This is a genomic window from Pseudoflavonifractor capillosus (assembly GCF_016899775.1).
Taxonomy (GTDB): Bacteria; Bacillota; Clostridia; order Oscillospirales; family Oscillospiraceae; genus Lawsonibacter.
The window spans coordinates 150,310-166,596 of record NZ_JACJJE010000001.1; the positions used below are offsets into that span (position 1 = coordinate 150,310).

Sequence of the window (16,287 nt, forward strand, 5' to 3'; positions counted from 1 at the left end):
TAAAGCCTCCTTATTCTTCCGCCTCAAAATAGGTTTCAAATCCGGTCTCGTCAATGGTGTGGATTACATCGACGATATAGTATGAGCCGTTGACCTGATCGCTCAGGCCGCTGGCCTTCACAAATCGGCCGGGCCTCAGTTCCGGTATTCCGGTGCCCTGACCGATAAGCAGGCCCGCCTGATGCTGCCGCATCTGCATCCGTGCCTGGGCCAGATAGTTGGCCTGGGCCATGGTGCGGATGGCAGGCTCGGCCTGGTGGACATCCTGGCCCAATGCGGCTTTGATTTGACCAATCCCATAGCCCTGGTCAGAAGATCGGGCTTCCCGGGCATAGAGCCGCTGCCCATTGTCATCTGTGCCGCTGACCGCCACGCCCGCACACTGCGCGGCCAGGGTCTTTCGGTGCCGGAGCCGCATGAGGCCATTCGCCGCGTCAAATTCGACCGCCACGTCTGATGAATCCCTGGCAGGCCCGAAGTAGACAGTATTTGCGAAGGCATAGAACTCATAGCAAAGGAAGTCGGCCGCCGCGCACAGGATCGCATAGTCGGTCGGACCCGTGCGCTGAAAGGGCAGGTCCCAGTCGGACGGGATTTTCCCGATCGAGACGGTGGAGGCCATCCGGGTGCAGGAGGACTGCTTCAAAACAGCCTTGAGCAGCTGGGACAGGGAACGGGCGGCACCGGCGTCAGAGAGGGCGGAGAGCATCAGCTGCCCACGCACATCCAGACAGATCATCTCCACCTGCTGGATGCCGGTATCCAGCGGATCGTCCCAGATGACATCGTAGACGAAGCCCGAAAAAACATCTTCTTCCTTTTCCTGATACCCCAATGCCAGTGTGCACACCGCCCCCAGCTGGATAGCACTCAGCCAAGTGTCGGCCAGCTCCTTCCCCGGGGTAAGCTCTGCCAAGAGGAATATGCTGCCGGCCTGACGCCGGGTCGTGAGCCTGCACTCCAGGGACTCGACCTTGGCGCCATCTCCCACATTCAGTTCCTGCCCATTGACCTTGAGGGAGAAGGTGGGGCGTCGAAAACCGCCATATTTTTCATGTAGGCCGGAGTATTTCATGATCCTGATTACGCTCCTCCCCGCGTCCGCTCCCGATCCCTCATGTGTTCTGTGTAAATCCAAAGCGCGCCTTGGCACGCCTAGCCAAACAGCCAGCTGCAGAGCTTGGAAACCTGATCCGCCGCCTGATCGGATGTTTCTTGCTTCGCTTTGAGCTTTTTTCCTGCCGATTTTGTTGACGCCGTGTAGTCGGGGTCCTCTCCTTCGATTGTGATGGCTACCTCTGCCTGTACTGGTGTACCGTCTGCGGCAAACATCTGATATGTGGCCCGAAATGAGGATACGACTCCCTCAAATGAAAAAGTGCCCCAAGTGAATTTCATTTGCAGGTCATTTTTACCGCTATTTCCACTGCCACGGATAAAACGCCTGATTTTCTTGATTTGATCGCGTACATCGCTGTATGTATCTTCGTCGGTGTATGTGTGATAAAAGAGCGTCACGGACAGCGAAGCTGATCCGGTTTTTCCAGATGGATCGCTTTGGGCACTTTCGTCATCAGCCAGCGTGCTTTTTCCGTTTGTCTTTTTTGAGCCTTTTGTACTTCGATAATTCGTCCCCACGGAGTATTCCAGCGAGTTTGGATTAAACTGCACCTCGAATGCCTCAATGGTATTGTCTACATCTCTGATCAGTGCCTTACTCATGAGATGCCTCCTCGCTGCAGACTCTCAAGGCGTGCCTGACGGCTGAGCGATGTGGTCACGCCTCGGACAAGTGCGCGGAAGTCTGCTTCACTCAGCCGCATCTCCTGACCAGGCGAGGGGGAGCCTCCTGAGGAAAGCGGCGCCTGGGAATCCCCTTTATCAACTGAGCGAACAAGGCGTTCCAAGGTCTCTCTGGATGGCAGGATGGTACGCCGGGCGACCGGAAGCTGCATGAGATCGTCGAGCACCGGCGCTTCCCTCGCTGTATAGCGAAGTGGGAGCTGCGGACTCTCCTGTGTCCAAAACTGGTGGATGTACCGTTTATAGACCCGGCTGTGCATCACGACCCCCGCTGCCAGGTAGAGGGCATTGGGACCGTTCAGGGCTGGGAAGTAGTTCGTGCCCAGCTTTTCCACAGCTCCAAGGTAGAAACGGGTCAGAGTACGGAATGCGTTGGGCTGGCCAAACAGATTCCATATCAGGGAGATTGCTTTGGTCGGTCGGCTCTTGTATCGCTCCTGTTCCTCCCGCAACACGCTTCTCACCACATCACTGTAAAATGGGCGCAGTTCCCGTTTCGCGCTCTCCCGGGAGAAGATATGGAGCAGCGTACGTGCCGCTCGCGTTGGCCTCGATGGGTCCAGCGTGTTTTGGCGGACTTGCTGCGATACCACCTGCGGCAGGACGAACAGGAAAGCGTCCTGCCGCAGATAGTTTGCCGCATGGATCTGACGATGGATATGCTGCAGAGTAGTCTGGTGCAGGTGTACGACCGTCTGATAGATTGTATTATGCACATTTTGCCGCTGTGTTACTGGCTGCGGGGGAAGAATGATTTGCCGTTTGTGGAGCAGTTCCACTCTGGAGAGCGTATAGCGACGTCCACCAATTTTTGAAACAATGGTGTGCTGTATGGATAATCGGGCTTGATCAGCTCTGCGTGAGGAACATATCCTCATAGCTGAGCTCAAAGCGGTCGATAAGCAACGCGTTCTGCTGTGCATCCAGGTCACCTACCTCCCATCTTTTGATCACCAACCCATCCAGAGTAAACACTTTTCCGCCATAAAGAGGGTTGTCCTGCTTCCACACTTCGATCCGCATAGGGACATCCAGCTTTGCCCCCACCAAGTAAAGGGGAAGAATCTGTCCTACATATACGCCTCTCTCAAGACGTATCGTGCCGCAATTTTTTGTAGGACCCGGCAAGACATGAACGTGGTCATTGACACCGCCCTCCTGATAGGTAATTGGATCGCTTTCCCGCGCAAGTCCAGATACCTTAGAAAAGCCAAATTCCAAGATGCCGAGCCAGACATGGAAGTTGTATGCAGGAAGCGGGTCAATTCGCAATAGTTCAGCCATTATGAATCACCTCTATGATATTTCAAAGATGTTCTTTTCCTGCGAGTTGGCCTCTTTATTGATTTGGCTGATCTCCCGGCAAAACTTTTCTCGCTCCAGGTGGGGCAATGCCAGTGTCCTGTCGAGGTCCCAATGAAAATAGTACGAAATGAACGAGAGTTGACGATACAACTCTTTTTGCGGCCTAAGGTTCATTCCGCTCCCAGAAAATTTATGGTGTCAACAAACTGTTTCCCACAATGTGGGCAGGACACCTGGATCTTCGGGTTATCCGCCTTGTTGATCGTTTCATACATATTCTGCAGAAACTCCAGGTCACCCACGAATAACCCCTCCATTACTTCCGGTGTGATCTCATGAAGCGTGCCCAGGGAGGTCACCACCTTGGACAGCAGGACCACGTTCATATAGCTTTCATCGGCCTTTACCCGGGGATCACGCAGGGCACTGAGCTCGTCTCCGGCAGTGGCCAGCCGCATCTGCCCCTCACGGTGAAGGGTCCCTTCACTATCCAGGTAGCCCTTGGGGAGCCGGAAGGGATACATCGTTTGCAGTTCCATCCGTCAGGACCCTCCTTCTTACTTAATGCGCGTGACACCCTCCGTCACCAGTTCCAGGCTCTCAATCGCCACCTCGTTGCTGGTGGCATTCATATCTGTGCCGGTGTACTTGGTGGGCCAGGCTTTTTCCAACTGCCAGGATGCCACCTCGTTCATCTCGTCATCCATCAGGGTGATGACAACTGTTTTACGGGGTGCCTTGCCGTCCTGGATATCTTTCATCCAAGCTACAAAGACCTGCGACTCCGTCACGCCACGCTTGAGCGTGACGTTGCCGTATTTCAGGATGCCGGGCTGCTTACCCGCAGTTTTGCCGGTCATATTGCCTTCGCGGTACTCCACAGGGTCTGAGGTGATATCGGGAGAAGAGACCTCGCTGAAACCAGCTTCCTCGCTGTTGTCCAGCAGGACCTTGTAGTTATATTTCTTATACGGGTAAATAATATCTGCCATGTTGAATCCCTCCTCTTACAATCAGGTCGCATCCTGCATTTTCTGCGTGATACGGAAGATCACAAATTCAGCCGGGCGGACGGGGGCGACGCCGATCTCACAGATCAGCCGGCCGTTGAGAATATCATCCTGGCTCATGGTGTTGCGGCCCACCTCCACATAGTAGGCCTCCTCCGGCGTGGACCCCATGAGTGCGCCGTTGCGGCGCTGTGTCTCCAAGAACAGCGAGATACTTCCCTTAACCCGAGACCACAGCCCCTCATCGTTGGGCTCAAACACGGCCCAGCCGGTGTTAGCACGGATAGACTCCTCCAGGAAGATGAACAGACGGCGGACGTTGACGTACTTCCAGTTGCCATCACTGCTGCAGGTTCTGGCACCCCATACGCGAATACCCATGCCGGGGATCGCCCGAATCAGGTTGACGCCGTTGGGATTGAGTTTACCCTGTTCGGCCTCATTATAGGTGACAGACAGGCCAGTACACCCGCGGATGACCTCATTAGCCGGCGCTTTGTGGACACCACGCTCAATGTCGGTCCGTGCATAGACTCCACACATCGACCCGGAAGGCGGCAGGAAGGTGGGCCGTTTGAGCAGTGGGTCAAAGACCTGCACCCAAGGAGCGTAAAGTGCAGCGTAGCTGGTATCATAAGCGCTCTTGTGGGTGTTGAGTTCACCGACCGCAGTGGCGTCCAGCGGAGCGTCCAGTACAGCGAAACGACTGGTCAGCCCCTCACAGTGGGCAATGAGCTTGGCCTGCACATTGGCGTCAGTGACGCCGGGAACGGCCATAATGCTCACGTCGGAGATCTCCAGGAACGCCTCAATGCCGGTGCGCTTTCCTGGACCATTGTCCACACCGTTGAAGGTGCCGGCATTGACCGCGTCCATAGTACCGTTCAGACCGCCGCTCAACTCAATGCGGAGCGTCTCAGTCTCCGGGGAAGCTCCCAGCAGGACCAAGGGGTCTCCAATCTCGTCCCCGACATTCAGTGTGACTTGGGCCATCGTAGACTTTACCATGGCGTCCGGCAGGTAGTCTGAGACGCCTGGATTGAGGGAACAGCCCGGATAGGACTCCTGGATGTCCTCCCAGAGAACCACCAGATCCACACCACAAGCCTCCAGCGTCTTCTGCGGCACCAGGGAGGTATCCGCCGCGTCATCCGGGAGCGGCTGAGCCATTGTCACCAACTGGCCGTTTACGCCGGTGATCTTGTTGTAAGTGACGTTTCCTGCAGCCTTGAAGGCAACCAGATCCCCGACACGGAACCCGGCGGTGTTTTTCAGCTCATACTGCTTTCCGCTGATGCTGTCCTGAATAGAGAGGATCTGCGTACGCGCCCGGGTGGAACGGGTGAGGAACGCCACCATGGTGTTGGCCCACGCGCCGGGTTCTTTTGCCGTTACCACGATAGGTCCGTTCGCGCTCTTGGCAGCCACAGCATTTTCCGGGACCACTCGCATGACGTAGCAGGTACTCCCGCCATTGGTGAAGAACTGCTCCACGCAGTTGGGAAGGTAGCGGTAGCGTCCGTACTCCAGTTCGGAGAGGTAGCCGCCGAACCGGCGCTTGTAGTCCGCGAAGCTGGTCAGCAGGACGGGCCTGCCCACTACAGGCCCACGGGCTGCCAGGCCGACGAATCCAGCAGTGCTGGTTCCCACACCTTCCATTGCTTTGACACCGCTGTCGAATTCTTCAACATACACGCCTGGGGCCAAATACTCTGCCATTTTCGATACCCTCTTTCTATTGATTTGTTTTTGCAGTTCTTATAGCTGTACACTGGTTTGGCCTGCAAACTGGACTGTAATCTGGCCACCCCAGGCGCACATGAGTTTACTGCCATCCGTAATGGCTGCCTGCCCGCCGATGAAGACCTTGGGAGAAGGGATCAGCCATGGCCCCGCGGGGACGGGTACGCAGGGCATGGGCGTCAGCACCCCGAGTGCGGCTGCTGTCGCTGCCGCCACGGTGGGGTTGGCGAGGCTCTGGCACATACCAAAGGTCGGGATATTGACCATGGGCGCCATGTCCGTCATGACACCGGCGGGCCTGCCGGTGATCAGAACGCGGGGCGTCGGCAGGGCATTGAAGGTAGCTGGTGCCATACCGAATGGACATTGCAGAATCGCGCCTGTGCATTGGCAAAAGCTCAACGGTCTCGCCCTCCTTTCTCCATGTACTTGGCCGAAGTCTGGACCTCGCGCACCGGCGGCACACGCGAGATGCGGGTGCTTGGTACCAGGATCGGTTCAATCGTGAGGTAAACAGCTGGCTGAAGCGGCTCATTCAAGCTCTGCCAGAGCGATAGTTTCTCCGCCCGTGTCAGAGGGTGGAAGTTCAGCCTCAATTCCCGGCCGTCCAGCTCCAGCTTGCCCGCGCCGTGTACCGCACGATATACTGCCTCCAACAACAGCAATTCATCTTCAGACCCCATGCTGTTGAAGGCCACCTTTCGATTGGCATAGGCAAGGAAATGGAGCGCCAGAAGCAGGTCGGGAAACCGGCGGGTATCCTCGCCGAGGCGAGTCATGCCCGGCGGGCCGTTTGGGCGGACCTCCTCCAGATCGTGCAGGTACAGCCCCAAGCGGAAATCCTCTTCCATACCTGGGTGAGCGATTTTGAGCATATCTCCGGAGCTGATCACCACAGGGACCAGCTCGCTTCGCAGATGCTCCAGCAACAGCTCACCTGCCCGCATAAATACCGGATCATTGCTCATGATGCATCCTCCCGCACCGCGCTCTGGTACCACAGCACCAGGTCCTTGGACTCCCGCCGGACTGTTGTGGTGGTCACTCCGCCGCCAGTGGCGAGCGTATAGTCGATCTGCTGTTCTTCGTCCATCTCAAACGCGGTGAACTCATAGACGAATGGCCCTATCTGCAGGGCGCCGGCTCCGAGCAGTATTTCCCCGGCGGCATAATCACTGAACCATTCCCGCCATCCCAGCTTGTGCCGGCCGGATGCAGTGTCGGTTTCCGGCTGCGCCGTCCCGGGCAGGGGGCCACCGTAGGAGAGCACCTCGGTGATGATAATATCCTTGTGGTCGATCTCCGAAGAGAGCTCCTTGTCCCCATACTGCTTTGTGAGCGCTGTCACTGCCGAAGCGGAATACTGGACGCCGGCTATGCGGGTTTCCCCATTGTCCGATATGCCGCCGGCTGTGCCTGCCTCTTCCATCTGACCGCTGTCCTCTGGGGGCGCGCCGCCTCCAGTGTCAGTGCCTGGCGCTGCATTCTCACCAGACCCGGACGCTGGCTCTGCCTGACGGGCCAGGGCCTCCAGCAGTTCCTGTCGCTCCTGCTCTGTCAGTTCATCCTGTTCTGTCTGGGATACCAGGGTGATCGGCGTCTCCGTGACAAACATCAGGCGGAAGTATGGATAGACAAATGCGGTCACTCCGTCACAGGTGTAGAGAAGCCAGTGCTCTTTGAATGCCTCTTCTACCTCGGCCAGTGAGAGGCCCAGAAAAGCGTCCGCCCGGGGCTGTTCGTCGTAGATCTGTCCCTCATAGAGCAGTTGCCCGCTGGGATGACAGATCCGGCCCAGGCCGCGGGCCTCGCCCCACACAAACTCCCCTTCATAGAAGAGGGCCTGCAATAATGTGTCGAACAGCTTCCCCTGCCCATGGTAAATACCGAACTGGAAGTCGCCCTCATATTGCAGGGCTCCGCTGGCGGTGTACTGGGTTCCCGTACCATGGAGCAGGCCGTCTGAAAAGGTCCCGATCCGCAGGAGCGTCCCGTCCTCGCCGTACTCCTGCCCTTCGCCATTGAGCAGATCCCGGGCAAAGGTCCCGGAACGGAGAAGGGTGCCGTCGGGAAAGAACTCCTGCCCCTCGCCCTCGAAAACTCCTGCGACAAATTGGCCTTCGCTGATGATCCCGGTTGTGGGATCAATCCGCCGTCCCTGACCCTCGTAGAGGTTCTGTGCCATCTCACCTTCGTAGACAAGGAACCCGTCGGCATAGACCTTTGCGTCGGCTCCCTCATACACCCCATCAACCAGAGGCCCTTCATAGACAAGCTGGCCGGCGGCATCGTAGACTTTGCCGTTCCCTGTACAGGCACCGGCGGATACCTCGCCCTCATAGCGGATGACGTCCTGCCCGTCCAGGATGCGGACGGTGCCGGATATCTCCTGCAGGTCGGGGTCGTTATAGCGGTAGGTTGGAATCCCGGCGCCGCCGCGGGAGAACAGCCCCAACGGAAGCCCCGACAGAAGGATGATGGCAACACAGAGCACGCCAAGCAGCAGAAGCGCCAGCCACTTCCAGATGTAGACGGGGCCGATTTTCCAATAGTCCTTGGGCGAGCGGATCAGCTTGGAGATAGCTTCTTTATCCATGCCGATCCCTCCAGTTGAACAGAAGACCGGTATCCAGCGGTTGCGCCGGGTCGGTGTCGCGCAGGGACTCGCACCGGAAAAGATACCACCGTGCGGCATCATCTTCCGGGATCAGGCGCAGGACCCGGGCGAACTTCCGCATGGCCTCGGCAAACCGTTTTTCGCGGAACAGCTCCATCGCCTCCGCCCAGAGCGGCCCCGCAAGTTCCCACTGCGACCGCCAGGAGCCAGGCCGCAGTCGGGGATCTTCATAGTAGGCGGTCTCACCGTCCCACCCCAGGAGCCGCAAGGCACCGCTGTTGATCTCGCCGCTTTGTACCATCACAGCGCCAAATCCCAATAGCAGGGACAGGGCCTCATGCTGGCGGTGCAGCGCGCCCGATACAGCCAGCGGATAGATCAGCTTCTCTGAGCCGAAGACCCCGAACTCCACTTGCTCGGTGAACACCGCCGCCATGACCCGCTGCCCAGCGTCGTCATGCTTTGCGAGACAGCGCCTAGCACAGTCCTGTGCCTGCTCTGGATCTCCGAAGATGGCAGTGGCCGAGCCGAGGCCCTCATCGTAGTCAATGATCATGCCGCCGTTGGCAGCAATCAGGTCGGCCGCCGGACGGAACAGTGCCTCCAGGGCCTCAGCGGTCCGGGCAGGTGTCTCCGGCACCAAAATCAACATGGCACCATCCACCACCGTGTAGTCCCCAGCGGAGAGTTCCAGCACATCCCGCTTCCGGAGCATCTGGCAAAGACAGTCCGGCACCAGACGGGTGTATGCGTCGTTGATGTGGGAGAGCGTGTTGAATTGTACTTTCGTTCGGTGGGACAGCTCATTGAACACCAGACTGACTTCATACAGCTCAGTTTTGGGTATCTGGTCCAAGTCAATCTGGTTGCCGCCTCCAGTGTCGTAGAACTCCTCCAGAGCCGAGCGAATCCGACCAAGAGGCTTGAGGAGCCGTACGGTGAGAAAAATCAGGGCCGCAAATAGGAACGGGCAGGCACAAAGAATGGGGATCATGGTGGCCCAGAAGCTGGAGCGGCCGGACAGGATGGCACTTTCTGTCTGGGCGACTGTAACACAGCCTGTCCACTGTTCCTGCGTGATGCGCTGGATATAGACATACTCCCTGACATTCATATCGTTGCGGATCTCCTGTAGGTCACGGTTCCTGGACCCATTGAGGAAACTGTTTACTGCATTGTAGTATCCGCGGCTCTTCACATCCTCCACATGGTACATGGCGGGGACCTGATCGTCGTAGCCGATCAGGGGAATGCCGTCGCTGACCCAGGCCACATTCACGGTGTACTGCTCGCTGTTAGCTACTCGGCTCAACACGTCCTGCACCGTCATTGTGACTTCCTGATTGCTCATCTCTACATCGGAGGTCAGTACATCAGCCAGGTTTCCGCCCATCAGCTGGAGCGTTTGCTGTGCGTCCTCCTGAATGGTATGCTGGTAGAAGTCATATTGGATGCCGATGACAGACCCAAGCATCACTGTGGCCATGACAAGTTCACCCATCACCAGCCGCACTGCCATGCGGGAGGAGCGTAGGCAGGCCCGGAGGACCTCCACGATCACAATAAGAAACAGGAAACAGATCAAGGCGGTGGCCCATGCATGTTGAATCACCATCCAAAGACGAGAACCGCCCATGGACAATTCCGTGATCGTACCGTTTGGCCCGACGACCACATTGGAGGTTCCACTCTTTGCCGCGCATAGGCCAATGACCTGGATCTCCCCATCGCTGTCCGGACTGGTGGTAAAGATTGTAATGTCTTCATAGCGGTAGCCGGAGCCACGGATTTCGTCGGTACCGCACCACCGAAGTTCCACAGAGCCGTCCGCCGACAGCTCATACACGTCGCCGGTGCTGCTGTCAGCAATAAAAACTTGGTCCTGATAGGTGGAGACGTGGTTCGGGCTTCTGGCGAGATCAGCCAGCAGATCACGTTGCCACACGCCGTCTATGTACTGTCCGAGACGGCCTTCCCGGTCGATCCACACATATCGGCCGTCGTCCACATATTTCAGCTTATAGAGGGACTCTCCGACCAAGATGTGCTCCAAGTCCGCGCGCTCCGTCGCCAAATTCCAGTGGAGCAGGTACCCGCAGCCATCTTCGTCTACGCCGCCAAGGCAGATCTCCTGCGGGTCATCCCCCAGAGGCAGATAGGCGCCTGTCCAGGTGATGTCCGCGTGGGCCACCTCGGGGAGAGAAGTGAGATCCATCAAGACCCGCATCGGCATATGGGTGGTGTTCATGGACAAAGATACCAGCGTCTGCGTCGTCACACCGGCGTCATAGGTGGTCAAGACCGCGTAGATCGTGTCATCCAGCACCACGAGATTTTCAAAGGCCTGGTTCGATTCTGTGACCGCGTAGTGAAGCAGGTTCCCGTTGTAGTCAATATGTACCAGGCTGTTGTTTGCCTCTTTGGAGAGGACCATGAACAGAGAGTTGCCTGTGGGGTCCATGGCGTACACATTCCCGTCCATGGTGGGCAAATACTGATCCGATATGATCAGGCTGTACCCTACACCGACCGCAATGGAGCAGATCAGCGTCAGGACTACACGAAGAATTAAATGCCGGAATTTGGGGAGCCACTTCTTCACTTTGCTAAACAAGACGCTCCCCCCTTACTCTCCCTGCAAATCTTGATCGCCAATGATGGTGATGCCACCCCAGGTGTTGATGTCTCGATCTCTCCAGCTCAAATAGGCATTGGCCAGCGACAATAGCGCCACGATCAGCAGAACAGCGACCACAGCACAAGCGGCAGGCTTGAGAAATCGCCGGGCGGTTTTTACTGCCCGCCGCAATACCGTTCGCTGGGTGTGGGCGACTGGGAGCAGGTCGTCCGGGATGTCGGCAAGGTCCCGTTGGAGCTGGCTCCACTCCTGATAAGAGCCGCTGTTCAAACGGGCAAAAATCAGCTGTAGCTCCACAGGATAGAGATGCTCCTGCACCTTGCTGAATCCGCCGGTCAGGAGTTCTGCACACAGGGCGGCAACTGCCTGAACGGTGGCCGTGTCTGCCGCCGCTGTCCGCCGCCAGGCGCCCCAGTCCGGGAGCAGCTGGAGCCCGACACCGTGTTCGGTAAATCGCAGGTTCTCCGCCTTGGCGGACAGTTCGATAACCGTGGGCGACGCTTTCTCCTCAATGCACTGCGCCACAATGGCAAGGCAGGCGTCCCTCCGCTGGCCCAGGCTTGGTTTTCGTTCCAGCCACTTGTCAAACGGCGCCCCATCCCGGTAGGGGAGCAGGATCTCCAGGGTGCCTCCATCCAGTCGGACTGCGGATTTGGCCCCTCCGCTCAGAACCTCCCGCTGGCAGGCTCCATCACGGATCTGGAGGCGGATGCACGCCTCGCCCGCCGAAGTGCGGCAGACGTCGGAGCAGCCGGTATCGCACTCCCATTCTCGGCGGATGACCCGCAGGCCATCAAACGCCGCCCGGTCCATCTGGCACCTCCTCCGCCTTCACGATGACGAAGGCATTGGCGCGCTCCTCCGGGTTCCCGCGTACCTGGGCGTAGATCTGATAGAGCCCCTCCCGCTCTGGGGCGGTGTAGATGCCGTCCCGGGTGATCACGCCGGCCTGCTTTCCCTCCACAAAGAAGTCGCACGGGAGGGTGGCCCCGTTGGTGAAGATGGGGGTGAAGCTGATGGCCTCACCGGGTTTGACATGGATCACGTCGGGGTGCAGTCGTTTCAGGATGCCACCCGTCTCCGGCTTGGGGGCGGCGCCATCGGGCCGCCAGGCGAACCACCGAAGCCAGATGTTGCTCTGCCGCAGATCGGCAAGGGGCCGGATTGCCAGCTCAAAGGTGCCCTTATCCGGGTGGACACGGACCCCGCGGTCGAAATCCTTGTCATAAGTCCCGCTGGCCTGATCGAACAGGGAGACGTCCCCCAGCAGCAGGTCGGTCCGGTTCTGCACGGAGTTGGCCACAGGGTAGATATGCTCGATGCCAAACTCGATGAAGACTGTCCCGGGGCCAAGCCCATGCTCGATCTCGTCAGTGGTCAAAATACTGCCCGCCTTCATGTGAAGCCCGGCGTTGACCATCACTGAGCCGGTGGTCATCTGCCTGGGTGCGGCAGCGGAAGCCTCGGGCTGTGCCTGGGTTCCTGCCTTGGGGCACGGCCTGTTTTTCTCCGGAGTGTCCCTGTCCTCTACTGCCAGGAACCGGGCCGCCACTCGCTGGAGCCTATCCTGGAGGCAGGGCACGGAGGCCTGGTGCCGGGTGCCGAGGGGCAGGATGTCATCCAGGAGGGCCTTGTCGTCGTAGCGGACGAACCGCACACCGGCCAGGGGGACGCCAAGGGGCTGGTCATCCCACAGCTCCTGGGGGGAGCGTGCGTTCAGCCGCTCCGCCATGGCGGCGAACACATCGCCGGGCACGACCGCAAACTCCTCCTGATAAGCACACTGGCCGTTGTGCCGCATCCCGCGTTTCTCCACGGACAGGCCGGTTTCCGGCACCGTGATCCGCACCATCTGGGCGGGCTGGGCGGGGAGCACTGTGAGGTTGAGCACGGTCTCGCCCTTTTGTGCCCGCAGGCGCTCCTGGAACCGAAGCTCTTTGCCGTTCTCCCCTGTGAAACCCGGGATGTCCGGAGCGTAGGTCAGCTCCAGATCCAGCGGCTCCAGGCTGAAGCACTGGATATACAGGCGCAGATGGAAGGGGTGCGTGGCGGACAGGACTCTGGGGATGCTCTGTGACACGCGGATCTCCTCGTCCTCAAACAGCACGGTCTCCGAGAGCAGGGCTTCATCCGCCGCTGGCATGGGGAGTAGTCCCTCTTCGCTGAGAGACAACTCAAACCGCTCCTTGGCAACGGCGTACTGGGTGTTCTGCCCCTCGTCGTCGGCCACAAACATAGGGTCCAGCAGTTCCTCTTTATAGGACAGCCACAGCAGGGCGTTCTCGCTCTGAAGCGCCTCGAACCCCGGCAGGGCGCGGACGCGGCAGATGGTGGGCTCGTCCACAATCAGGAACCGCCCCTGGGCGTCAATGGCGAGGCCCGGTTCCACCAGCAGGGAGTCCGAGTCGATCCGCTGTACCCCCAGGCCAAAGGCCACGCCGGTGCCGAAGACCCAGTGGCTCAGGAAGGACAGCTTGTGGTCCGCGAACGCCTGGTCCCGCTCAAAGTCCACCGCGCGCATCCGTTTTTTTCGGAAGTATCGGTTCTTTGAAAATGGATACAACTGCTCCATGGCTGGCCCTCCCCCAATTCCAGATCTCCGAGACACCCCCCGAGGCGGGCCCCGTGCCCCGCCCAAGGAATGAGTTTTTCATATTTAAGCCCATGCTATCATTCGACAAAAATCCTGTCTATCGTCCGTAGGGTGGAGGGATTTTTCTAATCTTTGGGGGAGATCGGCCGCAAAATCAGCGTGGGAAAAGGGACCGTATCATCCCGGAAAAAGCGGGAAAAATAATCTCCGCGGATACTATTTTCTGATAGCCGGTACTCTGATTAACAAGTAGGTAATTTCATTATATGGTTACGGCATAATATCAATAATGCAGTTACAGCAGTCCGTTCTGAAATTCGGTATCCTCAAATCGAGGAGTTGATGCTGAATGGATGAAAAATATATTTCTCAGCGCGTCACAGAGCTTCGGCTGCAGCGGAATGTCTCCGAGTACCGGATGTCCGCGGAGCTGGGCATGAGCGAGGGCTATGTGCAGGCCATTTCCTCCGGAAGAAGCCTGCCATCGGTGAAACAGCTGTATAACATCGTGGACTACTTCGACATGACCATGTCGGAGTTCTTTGACCCGGAGAACCACGACTCACCGATGACCTGTCAGGCGATCCGGGCACTGCGCCGGCTCGGCGACGAAGACGTGGAGCGGCTGCTTCCTGTGATCCTGCGCATTGCCGAGCTGTCCGAAGCGGGCCGCGAGGACCAGGCACCCAGCGATCCCCCCGGCGAGTGACACCGAAAACAGGTAAAAATAGACACGATCAGGACGGCGGGAATGCGACTTCCTGCCGTCCTGATATTTTGTATGGCGAAACAATGAATTCTCTATGGCCCGCTCTTACAATGTGCCCTGGACTTATGTAGGATTTACTTGATGCAACAGAGATACTGGCCGGCCAGTCTGCAGGGCCGGTCAAGTTGATTGGGCAGTGGATGTCCCCTGCCCCGTGATATGATCACGGGGGATCGTTTGCGCAAGGAGGTTTCAAATGCGGAAGAAAATCATTGGGTATGTCACGCTGTTTGCTCTTCTGCTGTTCCTGCACCCCGCGGGGCCTTGGCGGCGGATGTGGACGTTCCGTAGGCGGGAGAACAGGCCTGTAACTGCGACATCCTCTACACGGCAGGAAACATAAAAAGCAGGGCGGCTCTATACGAAGCCGCCCTGTTGGATTAAAAGAAGTTTTATATTATTTTTGTTTCACTGCGCTTGTATTTGTATCCTTGCTCTGGCTGATCTTGGCTACTGGTAAAACCGGATCTAATAAGCAAAGAAATTGATCCACAGACCAGTTAAGCAAGGAAGTCTTCATCGCCTTGGTTCAGCACCAGAGTCGCTCGCTCAGAACGATTCCCCGATACAACATCCTCTGGTGCGTGTTCAACATACCCCAGATACCGAGATGAAGGTCCATATATGTTGACACGGATTGCGTTGGATTGCTCTGGCCCCCACACCGTCTGTTCAACCCGAGTCAAGGCGATTGGGGTACTGTTTGGTGAGTGACGCGGGGTTAACTCCACATCAATGCCAGGGTAGGGATCAACATGCTTACCGCTCGGGTCATAGAAAAATTTTGCCGACAATTCTCCTGCAGGCACCTCCTGGCAGAATTCGACTGTTCGGATGTCTGTTAAAACGGTGCCGGCGGATTGCAAGATGGCAGTAATAGCATCGCCTAAATCAATTCTAGCATTGCCTATGCGAATGAATTGTCGGGGCTTCTCGCCCTCATCCGGGGTATGGGAGGACTGTGGCAGAGTTGTGCTATCCATAGGACAGTGTCTCCTTTCCTTCGTAATTTGTATTTCGGGAAAATCTTATCAGATTTGGATCTGTGGCGCAATACTTCATTCCTGCAGTTCATGCGCTATGCATAATTTGCTTTATGCCTTTTTAAGTCGGGAGTCACACCTTGCAACTGCGTTTCGATGCTTATATAATTAGGAAGTGAGAAATAAGCTCTGGAGGCACAGCCATGGAATATCTCACCGTGCGAGAGACAGCGAGAAAATGGGACCTCTCAGACCGGATGGTGCAGCAGTTTTGTATCGCCGGCCGCATTCCCGGTGCGCAGAAATTCGGGAACTCCTGGGCCATCCCCGCCGACGCGGAAAAGCCCCAGGACCCCCGTTCTGTCCGAAAGCAGGCGAGGCCCCCTGCCCCAAGCCTTTTGGACAGTGCCTGCCTGATGCCCCTGATGAACACCCCCTTCCAGCCGGGCACGTGCATGGCCGCGGTACGGGCCATGGAGGCCGGCCCCCAGCGGGACATCGCTACGGCGGAGTATTACTACTTCACCGGCCAGCCGGAGAAAGCGGCACGGGCGGCGGGGGCCTACCTCACCGGCCCCGATATGGGCGCACAGCTGTCCGCCTGTCTGATCTACGCCTACGCCAACCTCTCTCTCCACCAGATCCAACACGCCCGCTTTGCGCTTGATGAGGTACAGGTGTTCCTGACGGAAGGGGCGGAGCAAACGCCCCAGCGGAAAGCGGCAGCGGCATTTGTGGCGGCAACCTCGGCTGTACTGCTCCACCTGCCGCTGCCTGAGTCCCTGCCCTCCACCCAGGAGTTTTTGCCTCTGCTGCCAACAGGTCT

General features: G+C 57.8%; 17 protein-coding genes. 2 read left to right on the forward strand and 15 right to left on the reverse strand.

What is annotated here, in order from left to right; translation table 11 throughout:
- Positions 1 to 10 precede the first annotated feature (10 nt).
- The 14 genes from H6B31_RS00730 to H6B31_RS00790 form a co-directional block, all read right to left on the reverse strand.
- A complete protein-coding gene (locus H6B31_RS00730) occupies positions 11 to 1,075 on the reverse strand; it encodes a hypothetical protein (RefSeq protein WP_204896750.1) in 1,065 nt (354 codons plus the stop codon).
- Positions 1,076 to 1,155: 80 nt separating this feature from the next.
- Positions 1,156 to 1,722, reverse strand: a complete 567-nt coding sequence (locus H6B31_RS00735; RefSeq protein ID WP_204896751.1) for a CIS tube protein — start codon at positions 1,720 to 1,722, stop codon at positions 1,156 to 1,158.
- Positions 1,719 to 2,681 carry a hypothetical protein gene (locus H6B31_RS00740; protein ID WP_204896752.1) on the reverse strand — a complete coding sequence of 321 codons (963 nt, stop codon included), beginning with the start codon at positions 2,679 to 2,681 and terminating at the stop codon, positions 1,719 to 1,721. The genes H6B31_RS00735 and H6B31_RS00740 overlap by 4 nt, the downstream gene beginning before the upstream one ends.
- On the reverse strand, positions 2,653 to 3,087 hold the full coding sequence (locus H6B31_RS00745) for a phage tail protein (RefSeq protein ID WP_204896753.1): 435 nt from the start codon (positions 3,085 to 3,087) through the stop codon (positions 2,653 to 2,655). The genes H6B31_RS00740 and H6B31_RS00745 overlap by 29 nt, the downstream gene beginning before the upstream one ends.
- Before the next feature lie 12 nt (positions 3,088 to 3,099).
- Positions 3,100 to 3,282 carry a DUF6760 family protein gene (locus H6B31_RS17650; protein ID WP_346014016.1) on the reverse strand — a complete coding sequence of 61 codons (183 nt, stop codon included), beginning with the start codon at positions 3,280 to 3,282 and terminating at the stop codon, positions 3,100 to 3,102.
- Positions 3,279 to 3,647 (reverse strand): hypothetical protein, encoded by a 369-nt coding sequence (locus H6B31_RS00750; protein ID WP_204896754.1) that lies wholly within the window; start codon positions 3,645 to 3,647, stop codon positions 3,279 to 3,281. The genes H6B31_RS17650 and H6B31_RS00750 overlap by 4 nt, the downstream gene beginning before the upstream one ends.
- Before the next feature lie 18 nt (positions 3,648 to 3,665).
- Positions 3,666 to 4,100, reverse strand: a complete 435-nt coding sequence (locus tag H6B31_RS00755) for a phage tail protein (protein WP_204896755.1) — start codon at positions 4,098 to 4,100, stop codon at positions 3,666 to 3,668.
- Positions 4,101 to 4,121: 21 nt separating this feature from the next.
- A complete protein-coding gene (locus tag H6B31_RS00760; RefSeq protein WP_346014017.1) occupies positions 4,122 to 5,717 on the reverse strand; it encodes a phage tail sheath family protein in 1,596 nt (531 codons plus the stop codon).
- Positions 5,718 to 5,876: 159 nt separating this feature from the next.
- Entirely contained in the window at positions 5,877 to 6,263 is a 387-nt protein-coding gene (locus H6B31_RS00765) for a DUF4280 domain-containing protein (RefSeq protein WP_243418778.1), read from the reverse strand.
- Positions 6,260 to 6,829: a Pvc16 family protein gene (locus H6B31_RS00770; RefSeq protein WP_204896757.1), complete on the reverse strand. Its 570-nt coding sequence runs from the start codon at positions 6,827 to 6,829 to the stop codon at positions 6,260 to 6,262. Before H6B31_RS00770 ends, H6B31_RS00765 begins: the two co-directional genes overlap by 4 nt.
- Positions 6,826 to 8,457, reverse strand: a complete 1,632-nt coding sequence (locus tag H6B31_RS00775) for an MORN repeat-containing protein (protein WP_204896758.1) — start codon at positions 8,455 to 8,457, stop codon at positions 6,826 to 6,828. Before H6B31_RS00775 ends, H6B31_RS00770 begins: the two co-directional genes overlap by 4 nt.
- Entirely contained in the window at positions 8,450 to 11,092 is a 2,643-nt protein-coding gene (locus H6B31_RS00780) for a hypothetical protein (protein WP_204896759.1), read from the reverse strand. Before H6B31_RS00780 ends, H6B31_RS00775 begins: the two co-directional genes overlap by 8 nt.
- A 12-nt stretch (positions 11,093 to 11,104) precedes the next feature.
- Positions 11,105 to 11,929 carry a hypothetical protein gene (locus H6B31_RS00785; RefSeq protein ID WP_204896760.1) on the reverse strand — a complete coding sequence of 275 codons (825 nt, stop codon included), beginning with the start codon at positions 11,927 to 11,929 and terminating at the stop codon, positions 11,105 to 11,107.
- Positions 11,910 to 13,688, reverse strand: a complete 1,779-nt coding sequence (locus tag H6B31_RS00790; protein WP_204896761.1) for a hypothetical protein — start codon at positions 13,686 to 13,688, stop codon at positions 11,910 to 11,912. The genes H6B31_RS00785 and H6B31_RS00790 overlap by 20 nt, the downstream gene beginning before the upstream one ends.
- A 370-nt stretch (positions 13,689 to 14,058) precedes the next feature.
- On the opposite strand from H6B31_RS00790, the gene H6B31_RS00795 reads away from it, so the two are divergent.
- Positions 14,059 to 14,418 carry a helix-turn-helix transcriptional regulator gene (locus tag H6B31_RS00795; protein WP_204896762.1) on the forward strand — a complete coding sequence of 120 codons (360 nt, stop codon included), beginning with the start codon at positions 14,059 to 14,061 and terminating at the stop codon, positions 14,416 to 14,418.
- Positions 14,419 to 14,978: 560 nt separating this feature from the next.
- Here H6B31_RS00795 and H6B31_RS00800 read toward each other — a convergent pair.
- Complete coding sequence (locus H6B31_RS00800; RefSeq protein ID WP_204896763.1) at positions 14,979 to 15,461, reverse strand: hypothetical protein; 483 nt, start codon at positions 15,459 to 15,461, stop codon at positions 14,979 to 14,981.
- A gap of 203 nt (positions 15,462 to 15,664) precedes the next feature.
- Here H6B31_RS00800 and H6B31_RS17655 point away from each other — a divergent pair.
- The coding region (locus H6B31_RS17655) for a helix-turn-helix domain-containing protein (protein WP_346014018.1) at positions 15,665 to 16,287 on the forward strand (623 nt) is incomplete at its 3' end.

What these genes read in the sequence shown, in the direction of transcription:
- H6B31_RS00785 (WP_204896760.1), bottom strand. Translation starts at nt 11,929, where the DNA reads ATGGACCGGGCGGCGTTTGATGGCCTGCGGGTCATCCGCCGAGAATGG.
- H6B31_RS00740 (WP_204896752.1), bottom strand. Translation starts at nt 2,681, where the DNA reads ATGAGGATATGTTCCTCACGCAGAGCTGATCAAGCCCGATTATCCATA.
- H6B31_RS00770 (WP_204896757.1), bottom strand. Translation starts at nt 6,829, where the DNA reads ATGAGCAATGATCCGGTATTTATGCGGGCAGGTGAGCTGTTGCTGGAG.
- H6B31_RS00745 (WP_204896753.1), bottom strand. Translation starts at nt 3,087, where the DNA reads ATGGCTGAACTATTGCGAATTGACCCGCTTCCTGCATACAACTTCCAT.
- H6B31_RS00775 (WP_204896758.1), bottom strand. Translation starts at nt 8,457, where the DNA reads ATGGATAAAGAAGCTATCTCCAAGCTGATCCGCTCGCCCAAGGACTAT.
- H6B31_RS00735 (WP_204896751.1), bottom strand. Translation starts at nt 1,722, where the DNA reads ATGAGTAAGGCACTGATCAGAGATGTAGACAATACCATTGAGGCATTC.
- H6B31_RS17650 (WP_346014016.1), bottom strand. Translation starts at nt 3,282, where the DNA reads ATGAACCTTAGGCCGCAAAAAGAGTTGTATCGTCAACTCTCGTTCATT.
- H6B31_RS00795 (WP_204896762.1), top strand. Translation starts at nt 14,059, where the DNA reads ATGGATGAAAAATATATTTCTCAGCGCGTCACAGAGCTTCGGCTGCAG.
- H6B31_RS00790 (WP_204896761.1), bottom strand. Translation starts at nt 13,688, where the DNA reads ATGGAGCAGTTGTATCCATTTTCAAAGAACCGATACTTCCGAAAAAAA.
- H6B31_RS00800 (WP_204896763.1), bottom strand. Translation starts at nt 15,461, where the DNA reads ATGGATAGCACAACTCTGCCACAGTCCTCCCATACCCCGGATGAGGGC.
- H6B31_RS00750 (WP_204896754.1), bottom strand. Translation starts at nt 3,647, where the DNA reads ATGGAACTGCAAACGATGTATCCCTTCCGGCTCCCCAAGGGCTACCTG.
- H6B31_RS00730 (WP_204896750.1), bottom strand. Translation starts at nt 1,075, where the DNA reads ATGAAATACTCCGGCCTACATGAAAAATATGGCGGTTTTCGACGCCCC.
- H6B31_RS00755 (WP_204896755.1), bottom strand. Translation starts at nt 4,100, where the DNA reads ATGGCAGATATTATTTACCCGTATAAGAAATATAACTACAAGGTCCTG.